The sequence below is a fragment of the Paenibacillus sp. TSA_86.1 genome, from assembly GCF_052691815.1.
Genome location: NZ_JBQZGE010000009.1, coordinates 81,609 through 103,823, shown reverse-complemented (window position 1 = coordinate 103,823; position 22,215 = coordinate 81,609). Strand labels below are relative to the sequence as shown.

Sequence of the window (22,215 nt, the reverse complement as noted above, 5' to 3'; positions counted from 1 at the left end):
TTACGACAGGCTTACAGTTTGCTTACTAAAATGAAAGAAATCCCCCCGTTGAATCCCGTATAAAAAAAGCAGAACAATAGGCTCATAAAGCCCATGTTCTGCTTTTGCATTAGATTAGATCCGATTTTTGCAACAAGCGCTGCAGCATAGTCGCAACCTCGGCACGGGTCATCTTGCCCTGTGGTACCAGCAAAGATTGGCTTCGGCCTTGCACAAGTCCTGCCTTCACACTGTCCACTGCACCACTGCGTGCCCAAGGGGATACCGCTGTTACATCATCGAAGCCCTGAAGTGTTGATTCGGGCGATTCGTTGTTCAGTTTGACTCGGAGTCCGGTAATCTGCATCGCTTTCTCCAGAATCACCATCGCTTGTTCCCGGGTGATGGTGTCATCTGGACGGAAGGTACCATCGTCAAAACCATTAATTAAACCATAGGCATGTGCTGCATGAATAGTCCCACTATACCAGTGTCCGGATTGGACATCTGAGAAAGCTGTATTTCCACTCTCCACTCGAAGTCCTAAACCACGAATAACCATTGTTGCGAACTCGGCACGGGTAACTGCTTGATCTGGATTGAAAGTGCCATTGCTGAATCCTTCCACAATCATCCGTGAGCCCATATCATTGACTGCATTTTGGCCCCAGTGATGCACAACATCACTGAATTCCAGTGGATGCCATACCACAGCATAGGTGCTGTTGGTCAAGCTGTTGATCTGAGCTTCATATCGTCCGTTATTGTTCCGAACTTTGGTCGGTACGTGACGTACAGACCCATCTGGCTCCACAACAACACCTGTCGTGATTTTGTTTGGATCAACGCCGTCTGGAATAACAATCGATCTTTCGACGTAAGCATCAAATTTTTTGATTTCGACAGATTTCTCTCCGTAGGAGGCGTTAACCACAAAGTTCAGTGGCGGAGCCACAAGCGTTAGCTCATTTTGCGCTGTTGCCCGCTCCACAATGTTCTGTTCTGCAGCTGTTGGGGATGCAATTTCAACTTGCACCTTGAGCGCTTGCAAATCAGCGGTTCCTCCAACCTGATTAGCTAATTCCGCAATACGAATCTGACTGGCAGGAACCATGTATGAAGCCTGATCCGTTTTGAATTCCAGGACAGCTTCATACTCCTCCATGGTCCGAATCATTTCACCCGTTAACTCGCCTACAAAAATATCGTACGAACGATTGATCGGGATAGTGACTACCGCATTTCGCCCTTCCTCTGCTAATCTGTCATTGAGTTTTTTCTGATCAACTACAATGGTCAGAGCCGTTTGCTGGTCTCGCTTGGTTACCGTCGCTTGTCCAGCATTCTCCACCTTGCCGTTCACCAGAATGTCTACCCCCGTCGTTGCTGGCTGTACTGGTGTCGTAGACGGCCCAGTTGCAGTCGCTGTAGGTGGTGTGCCCGGCGAATTGTTAGACGGTACAGAGGTAGCTAATGGAACAACCGCATTGGATGGGGCTGATTCTGCACTTTTACCTGCTCCGTTCATTGCTTTCACTGTAAAGGAATAACTTGTTCCATTACTTAATCCGGTAATAGTGATTGGGCTGGCATTACCTGTGACTTTCCTGTCTCCTGGCGATACGGTTACTTCATAACCCGTGATTGGGCTACCACCGTCATCCGTCGGTGCTGTAAATTTCAAGACAGCTTGTCCGTTACCCGGAGTTGCGATTACATCCGTTGGTACACCTGGCATATCCGAAGGAATGGCACGAACCAAATTAGAAGCTTCACTCAACCCTCCCACATTCTCTGCTTTTACCACAAAGTAGTAGGGGGTACCATTAACCAAATCAGGGATTGTGTAGGGTGACGAAGCATTGGCAGTCACTTCCACCCTATTATTCGGATCAGCATCCGTTGCCATATAAACTCGATATTGCGTGGCATCAGGTTCCATATCCCATTTTAGCGTGACTTTGCGGTCCCCACTCTCTGCTGTCAGATGGCGAGGATTAGCTGGTACATTCGGTAAGTTTACCGCTTGTGTGACGTTGAAAGTCACAGGCGGCATATGATCCGACTTCAAAGTAACCGTAGCCGTATATGTTCCTGCTGACAATCCGTCTTTGGCATGCAGATTGAAACTTGTCTTATCACCAGCTTCCAATTCAACCATGGGCTGCGTGATGGTAAAAGCGTCTGGATCATTACCGCCAAGAGATGCCGACAGATTAACTAATTTGCCTGTTCCGGTATGTTGAACAGGCACTGTAATCATCTCCTGAGAACCCGAATCATAACCGAGCAACACCGATTGTAATGTCTGATCTTCAATTCCAGCAATCGTATAGGTCGGAGCGGCCGTGACCGTAAGGATCATGGTTCCTTTTTTGCTACTATCTTCTGTAGAGGTCGCGGAAATGATATATTCACCCGGCTCTGCATCGGCGGCTACCGTAACATAACCCGTATCATTTACGCCAACCTTACTTGTGGTGTCGTTACTGCTCCACGTCACACTCACATCGGCATCGCCTGTAACATCCACGTTGGCTGCCAGTTGTCTGCTCTCTCCCTGCATGAGACTCGCCGTAACTGGGGTTACAACTACACTGTTCACGGCTGGAACATACGTTACCTTGATTGTTGCTGTTGCCGTTTGGGAAGAATCGTACACTGAGGTTGCCGTAATCGTATAGTCTCCTGGTGCGGCATCCATGGCCACGCTTACGTAACCTGCATTACTCACCGTTACCTTGCCGCTGGAGTCACTGCTTGTCCAATTCACCGTTTCATCTGCTCCACCAACGGCAGTTACAGTCGCGGCAAGTTGCTTGCCTCTTCCTTGTACCACACGGGCACTGTCCGGCTGAATACTGATTCCCTGAACGGCTGGCGCATACGTCACTGTCACAGTGGATGTACCTGCTTTGCTGTTATCTTCCACCGAGGTTGCCGTAATGATGTAATTGCCTGGCACCGCATCGGAAGCGACCGTTACATTGCCTGTATTGCTAACCAGCACCTTACCATTAAGGTCGCTACTGCTCCATGTTACCTCCGTCGAAGCTCCGCCAACGACGTCCACGCTGGCTCCCAGCTGCAAGCTATCTCCTTGAACAATGCTTGCAGGATCAGGAGTAACGGTAACCCCGTTGACGGCGGGTGCATATGTCACGGTAATGGTTGCTGTAGCTGATTTACTACTGTCTACAGTTGAGATTGCTGTAATAGAGTAGAGTCCAGGTACGGCATCGGATGCAGCAGTAACCTCACCTGTATTACTCACTGCAACCTTGTTATCTGCGTCACTGCTGACCCATGTCACCGTTGTTGCAGCCCCGCCCACCGCGTTGACCGTTGCCGCAAGTTGTCTGCTCTCTCCCTGCATCATGCTATCGTTATCCGGGGTAACAGTAATGCTAGTCACTGCAGGTGCATATGCCACCGTAATGACCGCTGATCCTTTTTTGCTGGTATCAAACGTGGAGGTCGCCGTAATCGTGTAATCCCCCGGCGGCGTATCCGCTGCAACGGTCACATTGCCCGTCCCGTTTACGGTAACCTTATTGTTCGTATCACTGCTGCTCCACGTCACTGTTGTTCGTGCTCCCCCTACGGATGCCACAGTAGCCGTAAGCTGTGTACTCCCCCCTTGTATCAGGCTGGCCGTGCCGGGGTTCACAGTAACACTGTTTACAGCGGGTGCATAAGTCACCGTCACCGTAGCGGTTCCTTTTTTGCTGTTATCATATGTGGAAGTTGCCGTAATCAAGTAATCACCTGGCGTTGCATCCCGAGCAACCCTCACTACTCCCCCATAATCCACAGTTACCTTGTTCGTTGCGTCGCTACTGCTCCACGTCACCGTTGTTGCAGCTTCACCCACTGCATCCACCACAGCCGTCAGCTGTCTGTTCACACCCTGCTGCATACTGGTTGTAACCGGGCTAACGGTAACACCGTTAACACTAGGCGGGGGTGGTGGTATATACCCCGCAGCCCTTACATTCGTCACGGATCGATCATTCTCACTCCATACGGCATAGAGCGCTCCGTTCATTGGCACAACAGAAGGTGTAACTGCCGTTCTGCTTGCCGATGCATTTAAACCACCATTTCTCCCACTTTCAGCCAGTGTCCATCCGTTACCATCATATTTTTTCACACGGATTTTGAAAATAGGTACCGTGCCGACTACACTTCCACTATTTTCGGACCACACAGCATATAATTGGTTGTTTAATGTTACCAACTTGACAGTGTTGCTGCGTGCTCCCGGAGTCACGCTTATTCCATTGTTACCGTCGCCGTCAATACTCGACCAGACACCACCTTCAAACTTTTTCACATGAACTTGCTCGTCCGTTCGATCTATCGGTTCTGTCCATGCCATGTACAAGATATCATTCATGACCGCAAGAGAGGGATTAATTGGGAACTTTGTGGAAGATCTATTTAACCCCACCCCTCCGTCGGCCACCACCCAGTTTGATCCGTCATACCTTAGAGCACGTAATTGATAACTGGGACCGCTCATCATCTCATACCACGCTGCGTATAAATCATCTCCCATCACAGTCATTACTGGGGTCCCAGCCCCACTGGAAGGGTTGATGTTCAGTCCCCCCGTTCCTCCACCATCTATGCTTGTCCACGTGGTACCGTTATACTTTTTGGCACGCATTTTAGCGTCTTCTGTCCACATTGCGTATAACTCACCTTTATAAGGAGTCAACTTGGGACCCAAAGCATTTGCTGCAGGATTCACGTTGATTCCAGTAGTGGACCCGCCTTCTGCATTCGTCCACATGGTGCCGTCGTATTTTTTAACTCGGACCTGATCCTTATAAGATGCGTTCTTTTCCATCCAGGTCAAGTACAAAGCGTTGTTATACACTGCCAGATCAGGATTTCCAACATCTCTGTTAATATCGGCATTTAGACCGTATACTGGCTGGTTCCCATCAATACTCACCCAGCCAGACCCATTAAATTTTTTAACCCTAATCTGGTAGATGGCAGGAGTTGTCTGAATCCGCTCACGCCACGCGACGTAAATCTCCCCATTCCACTCCACTATTGCAGGTGTTTCAGCAGGCATCGCTTGATTTACATTAAGCCCGTTTGCTCCGCTCCCGTCGATGATCGACCAGCCACTGGCCGCTGCCAGAGTCTTGTCACCGCCAACTATTAAAGATGGTATCAAGAGAATCATGGCTAAAAACAAATGTGCCATTCTTCGAATAGTGCTGTATTTCTCCCCTGTTGTACTCTCTGAAAATACCACGTCTCGATCCCTCCATCGTATCGTTCTGTTATTGCATCTATACATTCAGCTCAGCATATCTGAAGATACCTTAAAAAAACCTTAAAATAATGACACAAATCGACTTTTTCTAACAAAAATCTGAGACAGATGAATTCTTTTTTGTTTATTCGTACGTTTATTTAACAAAAAACAAAACGAGCCCTATCGCTCATACGATAGGACTCATACTTATTACTTACATATTTCTGCTTACTGGCATATTGCTGCGATTAAAGGCTACTCAGGGCTGCACATCGGGAATACGGAAAGCAACACTCGTTCCATGCCCCGGCTCACTTGTAATCTCGAGCGCGGTGCCATATTCAAATCTTAACCGCTTGTCAATATTTCGCAATCCAACACCTTGCTCGCTGTTTGGTTTAATTTGCTCAAGCAACTGTTGCTGTTGCTCGCGAGAAATTCCGATTCCATCATCGGTTACGGTGAATAACCAATATCCTTCTGCACACACCGCTGTCAATTTGACCTTGCCTCCTTTGATCTGACCACCAATGCCATGGCGAATTGCATTTTCCACTAACGGTTGCAACAGTAGGGGCGGCATTGCCACATGATAAGCAGCCTCAGGTATGTCATAATCGAAACTGATGCGTTCCCCGAATCTGGCTTTCTCGATCTCTACATACGTTTGGATCAGGCTGAACTCCTCTTCGAACGCGATCCGTTCATCCGTATTACTGAACCGGAAGCTCCCCCGCAAGTAATCAGCCAGGGAAACAATCATGTTCCGTGCCCGTTCCACATCTGTATAGCTGGAGGACACAATGCTGTTGAGAACGTTATATAGAAAATGTGGCTTGATCTGTGATTGAAGAAAAGCAACCTCCATATCTACTGCTCGTCCCAGTGACTCTTTCATGGCGAGCAGGCTGCCAATTCGTGCTTTCAATTCCTCAAGATCAAACGGTTTGGGCAGATAATCATTGGCTCCAACCTGGAAGGCCGCCACTTTGTCTTGCGGCTGAAATGCGGCAGTGACCATCAGTACAGGTAACTCCAACAAGGAATAACGCTTGCGGATTTCCTGGCAGACTTCGTATCCAGACATGCCCGGCATCATCAGATCGAGAATAACCAGATCGATCCTCCCCGGTTGCTCAATCTCATGAAGAGCCTCCACTCCGTTCTTGACAGCAATGACACGATAGTCGAGTGATTGCAAGGCATCCAGCAGAACCTTCAGATTCACGTACTGATCATCAACAATTAACACGGTGCGTTTCCCTTCGGCATTGGTAACATAAGGGGTTTGGAACGAATAATCGGTCTTCATAGGTTGTACGTAAGATACAGCCCTATTGTCCAAGGTCCAGGTGGATTTACCATTTGGATCTGCCACTGGCAGTGTGAAGGTGAAGCTTGTCCCCACTCCCGGCGTCGAACTCACAAGAAGCGTTCCACCTTGCAATTCAACCAGTTGCTTCGCAATGGACAGACCCAGACCTGTGCCCCGCCGCCCTGTGTTATCAATGGATTTGAACGGTTCGAATATATGCGGTAGATCTTCCGGATGAATACCCACTCCTGTATCCCGGACTTCAAACTGAAGCATACCGCTGTGCTCTCTCCCGTTAACCACAATCGTCCCGCTGTCCGTATGCTTGATGGAATTATCCAGCAAATTTCCGACGATCTGGCTCAATCGTGCTTCATCACCATATGCATGAGGGAGACCTGTCGGCACCTGATTGAGGAGTTCTACTTCTTTTTCCATACATAGATATGCATAGAAACGGACCTGCATCTCCACAACTGAACGCACATCGACAGCCGCCGGCTCGATTCGAAGTTCACCCTGCTTCAACTTGGACAAATCCAGAATATCGTAGACAAGCTGAGACAGTTTTCTCGTAATATCAATCATTAATTGAAGTTTTTCTCGTTGCTCAATCCCCGGGGGATTCGTCACATCTTCAAGCATGGATCTGGATATATTCATTACGCCGTGAAGAGGTGTCTTGAATTCATGTGAAGTCCGTGCCAGAAAGTCGTCCTTATGTTTGTCCGCTTCCAATAGCTGACCCGAGAGCTCTTCGATTCTCTTGAAGGCGTTGGAGAAGCGGAGTGACATCATCAACGCAAGCATGAGCAGTACAAGAAATGGCTCGACGGGTGCAATAGAATAGATCGGTACGCCAAAGTAAACGTTCAAATTCTGATTCAGCACCATTGCGTTCAAGGCCATGGCTGCTACAGCGAGGTACCAGCTGCCAGCCACCTTGTTCAGAACAGCGTAGACAAACACATACGTGGCATACAGCAAAGCAAATGTGACATATAAAGACGTCAGAAGGCGGAATGGACCTGTGGTGATCTGCGCTGCAAAGCCCATATGCAGAAGCAACAAGGTTGCACCTGCGACCAGCCCTCCTTTGGTAAGCCATTTGTAGCTGTAAGGGCGAAATGCGGTATACACATACAGGAAAAATCCTGCACCAACCCCAACGGTCAGCACCATCTGAATGCGGAAGTATAGCCAGAATGGAACCGGACCAATGGCATCAAACAGCACTCTCTCTCCACTGACACTTGTAAATGCCGCGATAAATACACAGACAAGTCCAAATACAACAAGAGAATGATCATTCCTGCGCTGGGAAAACAATCCGATGAAATACAGGCCCATGATCAGGAACGCTGTGATCACGATCCAGTCATGAGCTGTCGCGAGGTCCCGTATACTCGAAATCTGATCCGCCTTACCCAATTGAATCGACTCACCGATCCCGCTGTTGACCCGAAATTCATGATTGGCGACTTCTACGAGAAGATCATTCCATCCTGGCTTTAACGTAAAGTAGCTGACATACGGCTTATTAAGTGCCCAATAATTGTCCTTCAGATCAGGCATCCCGCTGGAGCCTACGACTTGTCCATTGACAATCAGCCTGTTGGAGATAAGGATAGATGCTGTCTTCAATCCGTATACGGTACTGTCCGCAGTAACGAGCAGCCTCAGTCTATAGGTTGCTGTTCCCAGCGTATCCATTTGTTTGGACCATGCTCCCGGAACCTGAATGAACGTGGCGGGTTGATCGCTTTTCCCCTCTGTTCCGAGCGGATGGCTAAAGAGTAAACGATGCGGATAAAATGCCCATTGTCCGTCGAGACGAATCACACCGTCTCTTTCAAAACTCCAGTTCCTCAAATCCATGATTCCGTTTGTGGCAATCGGCATCGCTTTTTTATTTATTGTAAAATAAGTCAGCAGCAACCCGTAGGTGGCAAACAACATCGCTATAGTAATCAGTACTGCAATAAGTTTTCGACTCATCAAACGCTGCGCTCCGATCTATCCATCGTTTGCTGAAGCAACAGTATCGTTTCTTCCTCCAGTTCCGTACCCATCTGTACACGAACAGCATGTTCCAACTGTACACATACACGATGTGCCTCGCTTCGATTCCCGAGTTCCAGATGAATCCGAATTAACGCTCGGCCGTCGATTTCGGAATCAGGAACCAGCGTCAGTACACGCTGCAAGCTATCTGCTGCAAGCGAGAGTTCATCTTGGCATCGATAATGCATATACCATCTGCGAAGTGCGCGCACATACTGCGATTTGATCTCCAATTGTCTGGCAGTTGCCCATCCAAAATCACAAGCTTCCATATAGTCACCTGTATACATCTGATTCATCTGATCGTAGTCCCTCTCATTCAATAGCTCTTCGGATAGTGTTTGATTAAGTATATTTTCAAATGAAGAGACATCCACTAACATTTCATCCCGTTCTGCGGTGAACCCCTGGTTCCCTTTGCTAATATGGATCGGTACCCCGTGCTCCACCAGGCTTTTGCGAAGATAGGACAGACAGGTGTACAGATACGATTTGGCTTTTACGAGATCGTACCCCGGCCACAATGCCTCGATAATAACGGGAGCGTTAACACGTTTCCCTTCATGGTGGATCAGGAATGCGCAAAGCTCCCGTTCCTTTTTCGTTTTCCACACGACTTCCTTGTTAAATTCACCAGGCCATATAATGTGAAAACCTCCAAGACACTGTACAAGCGGCATGGATCCTTTGTTATGTTCCTGCAGATTGGCAGGTTCCTGCATATGTTTTGTGATGCGTGCCAGCGTACTCTGCAACCGGCTAGTCGTAAAAGGCTTTAACAGATAATCCGTTGATTCAATCTCGAATGCTTCTACCGCAAATTCTGCATAGGCTGTCGTAAATACGATGGGCATCTCAGGAAACATCGTTCGGATGTGACGAGCCGCTTGTGTCCCCTTCATACCCGGCATTTGAATATCTAAAAATACGGCATCTACCGTTAATTTTTCCAAGTCATCTAGAGCCTGAATGGGGTTCAAGTATCTTCCCACAATTTCCACATTCCCAATCTGACCAAGCAATATTTCAAGCAGATCGAGTGCAGCTTCTTCATCGTCAATCAACATGACACGTATCATCGGCTTCAATCTCCTTTTCCGTTCATGTTAAAGTTGGCGCTTTTTATTATAATACATATCGGGTATTCGACTTGATCATTTTAGATGGAACAGGCATTAAATCGTCCTACTATTGAAAAAGAAAAATAACCCGAACTCAGGTAGGTTCAGGCCGTTCATTTTTGTGAACAGAATATTCATTAATTTACAATCTTTCAGAATTCCGTAGCACCGATAACGTAAAAATCGTATGATACGCCTGCCAATGCTTCAAGCCATGCTCATCGCTCCAGTCACCGTCTTCACGTTGCGGTTTCTAGATCATTCAACAACTTATTCAGTAAATCTTTGGGCACCGCTTGGGCAACTCTGGTGTTGGGCGTGTTCGCAAACTTACACCTTCGGCTTCAACTGTTTAATTACAGCCATGATCAATATGATCATACCTACGCCAAAACCAGATATAGATAACGGAGCAAGTAAAAATCGCATCGATTCACCCTGCATCACAAAGCTGGCAAGCATGACAACCATACAGATTACCGTGAAGATCGCCACTGTCAGAGTGCCCATAAAATCATGTAGTGAATGATTCTCCTCACGAGCAATCATAATTTTATTGTCCTTCAGAATAGGAAGTTCCAACAACTTCGGAATGTAGTCCGCAATCTGCTCTTTGACCTTCGATAAACGCTCTTTGACCACTTGTCCTTTGTCCATATGGGTTGCGTAAGATTGACTGGTTGCGGATAAAGAGTACGTATCATCTACAGATGACAGCGTCCCATCCAACGTAATGATGGCTCTGAATGCTCCGGCAATCGTAGGTTTTAATGACATCCCCATCTCCGTGATCATGGACATCATTCGTTTCATCATGACACTTGTCGGGTCTGGTGAGAAAGACGCTTCAGACAAAAGTCGGCCCAGACGCTGTTCAATCAACTTTTCATCCAGCAGATGCCCATCCTCACAGACTCGTGTCAAACCATACGCCATCTCTTTCGTATCTCGATTGCTGTATCCCATCAGGAAGCTTAACATCCCGCCTCGTTCTTCATCCGTTAAGTAACCCACCGAACCGAAGTCGATCAGTGCAACCTCTCCATCAGCGGTCAGCATCAGATTTCCGGGGTGCGGGTCTGCATGAAAGATACCTATCATCAGAATCTGATCCAAAAATGCGTGCATCACTCTCTCCGAAACGTCGCTTGTCACCGTTTTTGTGAAGCTGGTTCCTTCGATATATTCCATGGTTAAGATCTGCTTTGTCGAATACTCCGAATAGATTTCGGGGACACGGATACGAATGTTGTGTTCTTCGAATGCTTTGCGGATCAGATTCGTATTCAAGGCTTCAATATCAAAATCCGTTTCCTCGATCAAATTCTGTTTGAACCCTTCAGCAAGCTGAATTAATCCCAGTCTTTTGATTTTGACAGAGCGCTCGGATAGCCATGATACAAACTGGATTAAAATATCCAAATCGATCGTCATTTTCTGCTTTACATCAGGTCTTAAAATTTTTACAACAACCATCTCTCCCGCCAATTTCAGCTTCGCCAGATGGACTTGTCCAATCGAAGCGGCTGCTATGGGTTCCATGCCAAAGGATTCATACGTTTCATCCATATTGCCAATCTTGTTGTCGATAATCGCTTTCAGCTCCTGTGGGCTTAGCGGTTTCACCTGATCATGTAAACTGGAGAAAGCTTGGATGTAGTTTACAGGTAACATGTCCTTTTTGGTCGATAACACTTGGGCAAACTTGACAAATACACCACCCATGTTATCCAGTACCTCAGCAATAACATATGGCAGTTTGGCATGATCCTGCTGAATCAAATGAGCCAAACCTTTGCGTGAAATAATCCAGAACATATGCATCATCCGTCGCAACGCACGGACTTTATTCAAGATATACAGGAGCGGATTGGTCGCCTGCAATATTTTAAAATTAAACAAGTTAAGAAGCATATAGGCATAACAAGCAATGAATATAACAAGCAACGGATAATAGATAAACATGACTCTAAGAATCTCGGTATCTGGTGGTGCTGTCTTTTGATTAAAATATGTAAAAGAAAGGACGAGCGTTACGATCGATGTACTGAATAATACCGCCAAGCTCAGCTTCAGTTGATTGCTTTTCAGAGTATTGATATTCCCGATGATAAAGTAAACCAGAAACGCCGCTACCAAAATACTGCTCAGATAAAATTGCTCCAACACCTGAAGTAACATGCTCACCACAAGAGCACTGGCTAACGAGATCAGCACTTTATGTTTCCTGTTGAAGAACGATGTCAGCAACATGAATACAATGAAACACACGAGCAATGTAACAAAAAAGAACATCTTATATCCCACCTGTTATGTAATGGTAGTGACTCCCCCTCACTATAACATACCTGGTCATACATAAAGACCTGAGACTTTTGTGATTACAAACAGGAAGTCCTAAAGCTTCTTCAAAGCTTGTTGAATATCTCTTCTCTCCCTCTCTATAAGTTAAAAGGAGGAATTTAGAAACTATTGCTGAATAATATCTGGTAGAAATGTAAGGGGAATTGCACTTATTAATATACATAAAGTAAAATGCCAAGGAGAACTTACCATGCAGAATTTGATCTTTACGAAGAATTATAAAAACAATGACACCCTTCGGGAAAGTTTTTTCGAGCTCGCTGCGAGTACATTCGATATCCATTTTGAAAATTGGTACCAACAGGGTTGCTGGGGCGAAGGATACATTCCTTTCTCGTTTGTAGATGGAGATCAGGTTGTTGCTAATGCATCTGTGAATATCCTAGAAATGGTCATCCACGGAGAGAAGAAAAAAGCAATTCAAATTGGCACGGTGATGACACATCCCGACTACCGCGGAAAGGGTCTATCTGCTCGTTTAATGAACAACATTTTGGAGGAATACGAAAACAAGTACGATCTCATGTACCTTTTTGCCAATGAATCCGTTCTTGATTTCTATCCCAAGTTTGGGTTCAAAGCTGTAGAGGAACATTTATTTTCAATGGACTTTCATTTTAAAGCTAACCCAGTAGAATCTGCGAACCTGCGGAAACTAGATGTAACTATTGCAGAGGATGCTCGCCTTATTCAGCAATTCGCATCGCAAAGACTGCCTGTTTCCAAGCGGTTTGCAACCGACCACACTCCTGGCATATTCATGTTTTATTGCTTGAATGTGTTTACTAATGATATTTATTATTTGGAAAACGAAAAGGTCATCGTTATTTATCAGAAAGAAAACAGCAATATCGACCTCTTCGATGTTGTCAGCTTAAATGAAATCAATATGAGAGATATTCTGAATAAAATCGCTGACTCGGATACGGAAAAAATCACGTTTCATTTCACTCCAGATGTTACAGATATCGAATTAAAAAGTACGCTGACCGATGAGGGCTTATTTGTAAGAACACCTGGTGATCATATCTATCCTGTACGCGTTAAACATCCAGTTACATCTATCGCTTAGTGGGATATTTAAATGATGATTATCTTCATCATAACTAGCTACTCTTTAACTGAAAACAGACCAAAAAGGAGCAGGTTTCCCCTGCTCCTTTGTTATGTGAAACTTCATTCTGTTATTGAACGTAACACTTTAGGACGATAAACTAGTGTGTGGGCCCAGCCATCTATGCTAAATCATTGGTCTCCAGAGAAAGACTCATGCGGGCCGTTAATATAATTGGATTGTTTGAACATAGAAAGAGACTCTTAACTCTAACTCTAAGCTCTGAGCTCTAAGCGATAGCGATATAATGAATGTTAGATAAGCAGTGCAGCAAGATCTTAGAATTATCATCATGAAGGGGGAGGCATTCGTGGCATTTATTCCGTTAAACTGTCCCAATTGCAACGGAAGAATTGAATACAAGGAGGGGCAGGTTTTAAAGTGTCCGTACTGTGAGACAGAGCTTTTGTTGAAGCAAAATCATGTCTACTATGTAGACCAAACCATTAATCATTACCACGGAACGCCTCCTAAGGCAGCACCAAAGCCGAACGTCTCCGTAAGGCTATTACTAATACTGATGTTAGTCCTGTCGGGTGCCATCGGTGTTTACCTTTACTCCAGTACGAGTTCCACGCTTCAGAAGACAGAAGCCAATCTGCCTGTACGCAAGATGCCTGAGAGCGAGGTTCTGCTATCCTTTTTGCGAGATATCTTTGATAAAGGATCTGCCATGCCGACAGAAGAGGAACTCGCTCGTGTCCGCTATCTGACCGTAGATTATCTGGATAGTGACCAATGGCAGTTTACCTATAGCTTCTCCGATCCCTTCAGCGATGAAAAGGCTGAGAAGATCACTTATGTTACTCAGGACAAGAAATTGAACACACAGGAGATTGACCAGCGAGATTTTGAAGCCTTTACGAGACTGACGGCACTCGATCTGACGGGAACCTATGAAATTGCCCAGACGGATCAAACCACATTTGCTCATATGTCCGGCTTAAAAAGTTATGGTGGTGCTTTTAACGAATCCTTTAATTCGTTTTCCGGCTACTTTGGTGACAAATCTAAAATTACGCATCTTACTACCCAGCTTCGTAGCAATCAGGAATTAGCCTTACTGCTTGAGTTTCCTAACCTGAACTCTTTATCGATTACTTATGTCGATGAGTCCATAACGGATTTTCACCTGTTAAACAAACTGCCGCTCAAGTCCCTGTCGCTCACATTTGTCAATGAACTGGGATGGTTGTCGTCCATGACCGGGCTGACATCCTTATCCATCAACTACAGTGAAACCACAGACTTGCAACCGTTATATGCGTTAACCCAGCTTCAAGAACTTCAGCTTTCCTATTTAAACAACGTGAAATCCATAGACTTTGTGCAAAATATGCCTGCTCTACAGAAGCTGGACATCGAGAGTTTAAACTTTTCCAGTCTGGAACCGTTAGCGGCTAAAACCTCGATTACCAAACTGCGCTTGGCTTCCTTAAGCAAGCTTAGTTCAACAAAGGCCATAAATAGTCTATCCTCATTGCGGGAATTAACGTTGTCCGGTTATTACGAGAATGCAGAAGCGCTGACATTACCCAATGCAGGAAGGGTAGAAATCCCTGGCTCCTTCCTCTCCGGGCTGAAGGCACCTGCCACAACCAATCTGACAATCCGTGGCGGAAGCGGGGAGTTAAATCTGGTTGCCCTAGGCAAATTTCCAAAGCTGGAACAACTCTCCCTCTGGGAAATCAGTGAAATCACTCAACTCAGCTCGCTGAACAGTTTATCTCGCTTACAAAAACTAAACATTAATGATTCATCATTGTACAGTGAAAGTGATGCCTTATTTCGTTTAAAGCAGGTAAAATCGCTGGTGTGCTCGGAGTGCAGGCTGAATTTCGAACAAAAGGCAGGAGCGGAGAACAAGGTGCTTGAATATTTAACCCTGGAGGAACCCTATTTCAATATAAACAATGACTCCGTCAGTGAAATTGACCAGATGATGCCTTACTTTTCCAAACTGTCTGCGCTGCGTTCTTTCACCCTGCAAGACAGCAACCTGGCTTCACTTGAATTTATGAGCAACTGGCGAGCTATGGAAGAACTTCATCTCGAGAACAATGCCATTTCCACTGTGGAAACCTTAAGCAAGCTGCCCAATCTGAAAAAAGTATATCTATCCGGCAATTCGGTGCAGAACACGTCCGTGCTTGGAACGGACGTAAAGGTATATTAGCCAAGTGAACAGATATAAATGGAATTTTTTAAACTCCTGTGATTAAAAAAACTAAAGAGGGGCGAAGGCCTCTCTTTTTTTGTTTTTTCTCCTAATATATCTTCATGATTCATCATTACAATATCACAAAAAGCCGACTGCACTGAGTTTCAGAGCAATCGGCTTTTGATTTAACTTTTCATGTTTCTGTTGAAATTCATTTAGAGTTCAGTCCACTTAGCATATAACTTGGTATGTTGTGTTGTCGGTTTACTCCCGAAAACAAAGGCACTGGTCAAAGTTTGACTTCTATACCAACCGTCGAATACAAACCCTGACCGTACTGGAGGTTCAGGTTCTTCAATTAGATCGGTACCTTTGATGCTGTAGGTACTCACTTCTGAACCACCATTTGATTCGAACGTCACTGTGTATTCATTCCCCCATTTTACGGCGATCCAGAAGTCTTCCGTCACTGGCGTTGAGAAATCGTAGTAGGGTAAATTAACAGAGTTTTTGGTCCACCCGTAAACGAGATATCCAGGGTATGATGGGATTTCAGATGCATCAGGTGGAGTGACCGTATCCCCCTCTGCCACAGTTTTTCTGATTAATTGCTCTGGTCCATTAGCAGCAACTCTGAAAGTTACCCTATACAGAGCCTTCCACTTTGCATACAACGTGATGTTTGACGTCACCGGTGTTGCAAAATCATACACGGTGGTCAACCCTTCATCGCTATACCAACCACCAAACACATAACCTTCTCGCACGGGTTCGGCAGGAGTTGCAACTAAACTTCCTTCCACCACCGTCTTCGGATCGACTACCGGTGTCCCACCCTTAAGGTCGAAGTTTACTGTGAATAAAGATGTCCATTTCGCATACAACGTAACGTTTGTCGTCACCGGCGATGCAAAATTGTAGGCATCCGTTAAACCTTCATCGCTATACCAACCACTGAATACATAGCCTGTCCGCGTCGGGGAAGTAGGTGTCGTTGCCTTGGCATTGTATTCCATCGTCTGGGTATTGACTGCCGACCCGCCTTTACTGTCGAAGCTTACCGTGAACATAGGCGCCCACTTCGCGTACAACGTAATAGGGCTTACGACTTGATTTCCGAAGTTGTATGCGTTCGTCAAGGTCGTATCGGTATACCAACCTTTAAATACGTAATCCTCCTTCGTTGGCGTTGAAGGAACCTTTGCCGCTTCTTTATAATTCACGGATTGACTGCTCACCTTCGTGCCGTCACTCATGAAATCTACTTCAAAGGAGTTTATTTTAAACATGGCGTGCAATTCGAAGCTCTCACTGACCGGTTTCGTAAAATCATATGCCCGGCTTACGGCTCCTTTTGGGCTCCAATACAGGAATGTATACCCTTCTCTTGGTTTTGGAGCAAATTCCTCTGCCACGCCTCCTTCTTTCACTCGCTGATCCGTTATCACACCGTTATCATAGAAACGCACTTGATACTCCATTTTCTGAGCAATGGTCCATTTTGCATACAGTGTGATATTACCTTTTACTGTTTCAGTTGTGAAATTATAACCTTTAGTCAAGCCTGCATCGCTAAACCAACCTCCGAACACATATCCCTCTCGTGTTGGCGATTTTGGTGCTACGGCTTTCTCTCCCCCGTAAACCGTCTGGTCAGGGACTACTGAGCCTTCATTACTGTCGAAGCTAATCGTGTAACTGCTCATCCATTTTGCATACAGCGTAGTCGGACTCACCACTGGCATCGCAAAATTGTAAGGCTTCGTCAACGCACTGTCGTTGTACCAACCTCCGAATGTATAATCTTTCCGGGTTGGAGGCGCTGGTTCACTTGCCGCTCCGCCATAATCCAACATTTGATCAAGAATGTCCTCCGCTCCGCCATTACTATTGAAGCTGACGGTGTATTGTTCGATGTCCCACTTCGCCGTATACTCAACATCCTGCGCAGGCATCGTTGCTTGAGGGACAGGCGACCATCCTTTGAATTGATGGCCTTGCCAGATCGGATCACCAATATGAATTGCAGTCGTTGATCCATAAGGTACGTTGTCGACTACCTTTTTAGGTGTGCTTTGATCTTTATAGTCCATTGTCAGCTTATACATATTACGCTTGTAGTACACTCTTAGAATCGTTGTACCGTTGCCCGCAATGTTGGCTTCCAGCACAGTACCCGGAAACGCTGTGTCTACAGTGAATCCTTCGTAAGACTTGATGGATTCGACAGGCAGCACTGCCATTGTATCCGTTGTACCGTAATGCGTTTCCGTATCTGCAACCGTGTACGTCGGTTGTCCAATATCTTGCTTCAGGTATACGACTTTGTAAGGCATATCATCCTTGGCTGTCCACTTTGCCGTAAAGGTCGTAGATTCTGTCGGCATCGTAGTTGGCATATAAGGTGACCATCCTGCAAACTTATATCCCTGTCTTGATGGTACCGGAATTCGACTCACGATATTCGTATAGATCAAGTCGGTGATTTGCTTTTCTAAAGCACCCTCATAACCTAAGTTGAACGTCACCGTCTTACTGATTGGCTTAAAGTAAACGTTCAAAATCGTTGAACCGTCTCCCTTAATAATCCCTTGTGTCGTACCCTCCATATAACCACGATCCTTGTATCGGTCAGAGGTGATACGAGCAAGTTCATTCGTTGTGCCTGACTGCATTTCCCAATCTGCAAGCGTAGGCGATTTACCACCATTTGGATCCATCAAATAATAATTAACTCTATACGGTGTATTCGTGTTCACCTTCCAATGCGCATACAGATAAGATAAACCGGCAGGCATCCGATTCGGGATGTCTACTTTGGCACCACCAATTCTAGCTGTATACCATCCATCGAACGTATATCCTGGATTTACGGGAATTTTGTGTTTCACAGTGAGTACCTCATTAAAGGCGGCAGTTACGATCTCGGAAGGTTCTCCATTCAATGGGTTGAATTCGATCGAAAGGTCACCATCTTTATTCTTGATCCAGTTTAATGGAATGGTACGCTTGATCGGAGCAGACTTGAATGATAGAGGTGCTTCCTTCCAAGTAATTACCAACATCCCTGTACTTGATTGTCTTCTCCAGTCTTTCACACTAATCTGTTTCTTCTCCGGGTTATAGATGAAATCGCCGCTAACTTGAATATCGAAATGGGAAATATCAAATATTTCCTGAATATCCATACCTGTTTTCAGATCGAAACCTTTCATCTTGAGCCATGACTTCGGCAAATCGATAATGCTGGCCCCGCCAGGCCCTCCCCTAAAGATCAAACCAAGCTCATCATCTTGTGGGTAGGCAAAGTCCTCAATGCTTTCTTGCATGCCCACTGTATATAGCGGCCATGTATTCTTATAGAGTGGAAGGTTACCTTCAAGCGCCCCATCACCCAATTGAGCACCTATTTCGACTTCCAAATAAATTCCAATTTCGATTAACAAGGCACCTAACGTTTTGCTAGTCTGCACCCCGCTCACATTCTTCAACTGATAGAAGAAGAACCCCCATAGATTCACGTACACCCCGGGTTCGACGGCGAGCCCGACGCTATTCCAATCAACGCTGCCAATCCCTGCTTTGAGCTCCATATGAATACCGGCCCGCAAGCCTATTGTGCCCATGACATAGAAGGTAAACTGGTAGTCGCCGTCTCCCGGTAAGCTTACCGTATTACTTGATCCGCTGAAACTTAATACGCGTAAAGTCACCGAGTAACGCTTGGCGCTTTTATAATAGAAATCCGCTCCAATGGATAGATTCACTTGAGCGCTGACGACAAACTCTGCTTCGAATTTGACTTCGATGATTCCGTAAGCCACACGCTTGCTTTTTTCAATGAGAGTCTTCTTAAATAGCGTTACCCATTCTATCTCATCTTCCAGCATCTCTTGATACTGTTCCTTCAGTTTCTCTTGATCCAGAGAATCGTCGTCATCATCTGAACCATCCATGATGGCTTTGATCTCGGTTGCGATATTGCGTACTTGACTCAATTTGCCGGATTTCTTGGCATCCGACCAATTGCGTATTGCCTCTTTTAACTCATCACTATCAACAAAACCCATCTCTGCAGTAATATTAATGCCTGTATAGCTATAGGTATCGAGATTCGCGGTAACCACATAATCATCAATGCTGTACCAGTAAGGAATCCCCCAAGCTGTCAGCCAGTGACCTTGCATCTCGCCGTTAATGCCAAGATCCAGTCCCATCTCTTGAACAAAAGCACCCGTCATATGGATAACGAGATTATTATTTTTATTAGCAACTACGACAATATCGGCACTCACCGTCAACGTTGCGCTCACCCCGGAGCTCCGGCCGTTAATATGCTTTAACTGTGTGTCTAACAACGCATCAACTCGCAGATTTTCTACACTTACCATACTGACTTTGCCTGAAGAGGACTGAGCTTTAATCTGCTGGATTCCCTTTAGTTCTTCCGTTTCCATTGCTAAATTGGAAAGATAATCTGCAGCTTTATTGACAAATCCACTGGCGGTCGCTTGCTGTTCGATCTGCTTTTCAAGTTGCTTAATTTGTTTGTCCGATAACAGATCATCGCCGCTAATGGCCTGCTTCTGATAGATGTTGAAAGCATTCTCGATGTCTTTAATCGTAATATCCTTATAAGTGATAATATCCATCTCTGCTACAGGTGTTATTGATATAATGCGCCCATAATGAGTAACCCCGGAACCTTCTGCGGCGAATTCACCTTCATAAAATCCGATAAAATCGCCCACATCCACAGTGGTTAGCTCGTTTAATCCAAAAGGTTTGTACAGGCTGTCACTATAATTCATATCGGTGTGTTTGATTGTAATCGAGTTGTTGTCTGGATCACCGTCTGTATCCGCCGCTGCGCTAACCGGCAATACATCTGGTCTGAACACCACTTGATCGGCATTGGCTCGTCCGTAAGTATAGGTCGATCCATTCACTGCTGTAATTTGGATGTAGGCCACATCTCCATTATCCGCATCAGTCGTATTGACTGTACGCTTATCCGGGCGAATGCCTTGATAGATTGCAACGGTATCACCAACCTGAATCGTGGTACTGCCGTCATACTTAAACGTACCTCCGCTTGCATTCGCTTTTCCAAGCGAATTCCCGCTACCGCCTACTGTTGTAGTGATTACTGGAATTGCGGGTGAACCCACCTCTGCACCGTTCAGCATCATATCCGTGACTTCTTGGAAATCCAGATAGATCATATTCGCATTGAGCGGAACGTTCATGGCTTCTTGCTTGGCAACACTAAACACATAGATGCTTGTGGTTACGTCTTTGCCCTGGAAGGACAAGTTCTCATTCGTCAACGTCAGCTGATACGTATTACCTTCAACAAACTTGCCGTCTGCAGCAGCGGAAGCGACCGTGAAAAGACCGTTGTCTCCCGTAACTTTAACTCCTGCAAAATCGGGATTTGCCGTGTCAATGAATGTCAGTCCATCTTTGACATCCGTTGCCGACAAACTGCCGGAAGCATCTTGCAGCGTGATAGTAAAGTCCGGCTCGACATTCAAAACAGAGTAACTCGGCGTGCGCTGTACAGCATTTTCCACGCTATCTGTGTACTTGGCATACAGTTTGGTATCGGCAGTTACCGTGCTTCCTTCCGCAAAGATGGACGATAGATCACTTTCGGTAAACCAGCCTTGGAAGATGTAACCTTCCTTGATCGGAACAGGCAGGTTCGTTAGCTTTTCGTTGCCGCGAACCTTCTGCGCTTTAACTGCCGTACCTCCGTTGCTTTCGAAAGTAAGTGTATATGTCTTGTTATCGCTGCTTCCACCGCCATTGTTGCCTCCAGGCGTTTCACCACTACCTCCCGATGTTCCACCACCGCCACCATTGATGCTTCCAGGGCTTGGCGTCACCGTCGGTGTTGGTTGTGGAGTCGGCGTTGGTGTCGGGGTAACCGTCGACGGATTCTGACTTTTCCATGCCTCCACAACCTCATTGTTCCGCATGAACAGAACCGCTGCTTCCGCGCGAGACGCTTGCACACGCGGATTAAAATTGCCTTTTTCGTCACCCGTGAACACGCCCGCCTGCCATAGCTTCACAACCGCTTCTGCTGCCCAAGGCGAAATGTTAGCGAGATCGCCGGGTTTTGTCTTGATTGGATTGCCCGTTTGATACGGAATCTGTTCACTTTCCAAATAACGCAACGTCATCGTTGCCATTTGTTCCCGGGATACGGTGGCATCCGGCGAATAATTACCTGCGCCTGTACCATCGGTAATTCCTTTCTTCACCGCCCATTCGATATAAGGCGCGTACCAAGTACCCTTCTGTACATCAGCAAAGCTCGAAGTGGTATACGCCCCTGTATCCACGCCGGCCATCCGCCCGAGCGCCGTCACATACATGGCGCGAGTCATCGTTCCTTTTGGCGAAAAGGTACTGTCAGTCGTACCGCTAAATATCCCCTTCTCCTGCATCTGCATGACCGCATCGTGGAACCAATCTGTTGGACTCACATCTTGGAAGTTAGCGGCTGGGGTGACTGTTGTCTCCCGCGTCGGTAGTTCAGCCGCTGCTGCAGACTGCTCTGGAAATACAGGAATAGCAGTCATGACCAAGCTAATGACCAGCAACCACACCAGCATCCGCGAGCTTACCTTCCACCCTTGTCTTATTGCTTTTTTCACTTTCATTCATCCCTTCTATGTATAGATCAGACTAAAAAACGACCAGCCGAAGGAAAAAAGCTTCATAAACACCCGCTTATTCTGGCTGAACCAGTTGTTTCATGGTACGGCTTCCCTTTAGTTTCACTTGTAACCGTAGGAACAGGGTGTT

7 protein-coding genes are annotated in these 22,215 nt (G+C 46.0%); 2 read left to right on the top strand and 5 right to left on the bottom strand.

Annotated elements, in window-relative coordinates; genetic code table 11:
• Positions 1-109: 109 nt before the first annotated feature.
• The 4 genes from ACUTVW_RS17800 to ACUTVW_RS17785 all read right to left on the bottom strand — a co-directional run bounded on the left by ACUTVW_RS17800 (position 110) and on the right by ACUTVW_RS17785 (position 12,052).
• Complete coding sequence (locus ACUTVW_RS17800) at positions 110-5,254, bottom strand: S-layer homology domain-containing protein (protein ID WP_445647021.1); 5,145 nt, start codon at positions 5,252-5,254, stop codon at positions 110-112.
• Positions 5,255-5,516: 262 nt separating this feature from the next.
• Complete coding sequence (locus ACUTVW_RS17795; RefSeq protein WP_445647020.1) at positions 5,517-8,570, bottom strand: hybrid sensor histidine kinase/response regulator; 3,054 nt, start codon at positions 8,568-8,570, stop codon at positions 5,517-5,519.
• Positions 8,570-9,715, bottom strand: a complete 1,146-nt coding sequence (locus tag ACUTVW_RS17790) for a response regulator (protein WP_445647019.1) — start codon at positions 9,713-9,715, stop codon at positions 8,570-8,572. The genes ACUTVW_RS17795 and ACUTVW_RS17790 overlap by 1 nt, the downstream gene beginning before the upstream one ends.
• A 372-nt stretch (positions 9,716-10,087) precedes the next feature.
• On the bottom strand, positions 10,088-12,052 hold the full coding sequence (locus ACUTVW_RS17785) for an ABC1 kinase family protein (RefSeq protein WP_445647018.1): 1,965 nt from the start codon (positions 12,050-12,052) through the stop codon (positions 10,088-10,090).
• A gap of 259 nt (positions 12,053-12,311) precedes the next feature.
• Between ACUTVW_RS17785 and ACUTVW_RS17780 the strand changes: the two genes are divergently transcribed.
• Both ACUTVW_RS17780 and ACUTVW_RS17775 read left to right on the top strand, forming a co-directional pair.
• The gene (locus ACUTVW_RS17780) at positions 12,312-13,193 is read left to right on the top strand and encodes a GNAT family N-acetyltransferase (protein WP_445647017.1); all 882 of its coding nucleotides are present in this window, start codon (positions 12,312-12,314) and stop codon (positions 13,191-13,193) included.
• A gap of 448 nt (positions 13,194-13,641) precedes the next feature.
• On the top strand, positions 13,642-15,411 hold the full coding sequence (locus tag ACUTVW_RS17775) for a leucine-rich repeat domain-containing protein (protein ID WP_445647016.1): 1,770 nt from the start codon (positions 13,642-13,644) through the stop codon (positions 15,409-15,411).
• A gap of 200 nt (positions 15,412-15,611) precedes the next feature.
• On the opposite strand, the gene ACUTVW_RS17770 is transcribed toward ACUTVW_RS17775, so the two are convergent.
• Positions 15,612-22,064, bottom strand: coding sequence for an InlB B-repeat-containing protein (locus tag ACUTVW_RS17770; protein ID WP_445647015.1), 6,453 nt, complete (start codon positions 22,062-22,064; stop codon positions 15,612-15,614).
• Positions 22,065-22,215: the final 151 nt, after the last annotated feature.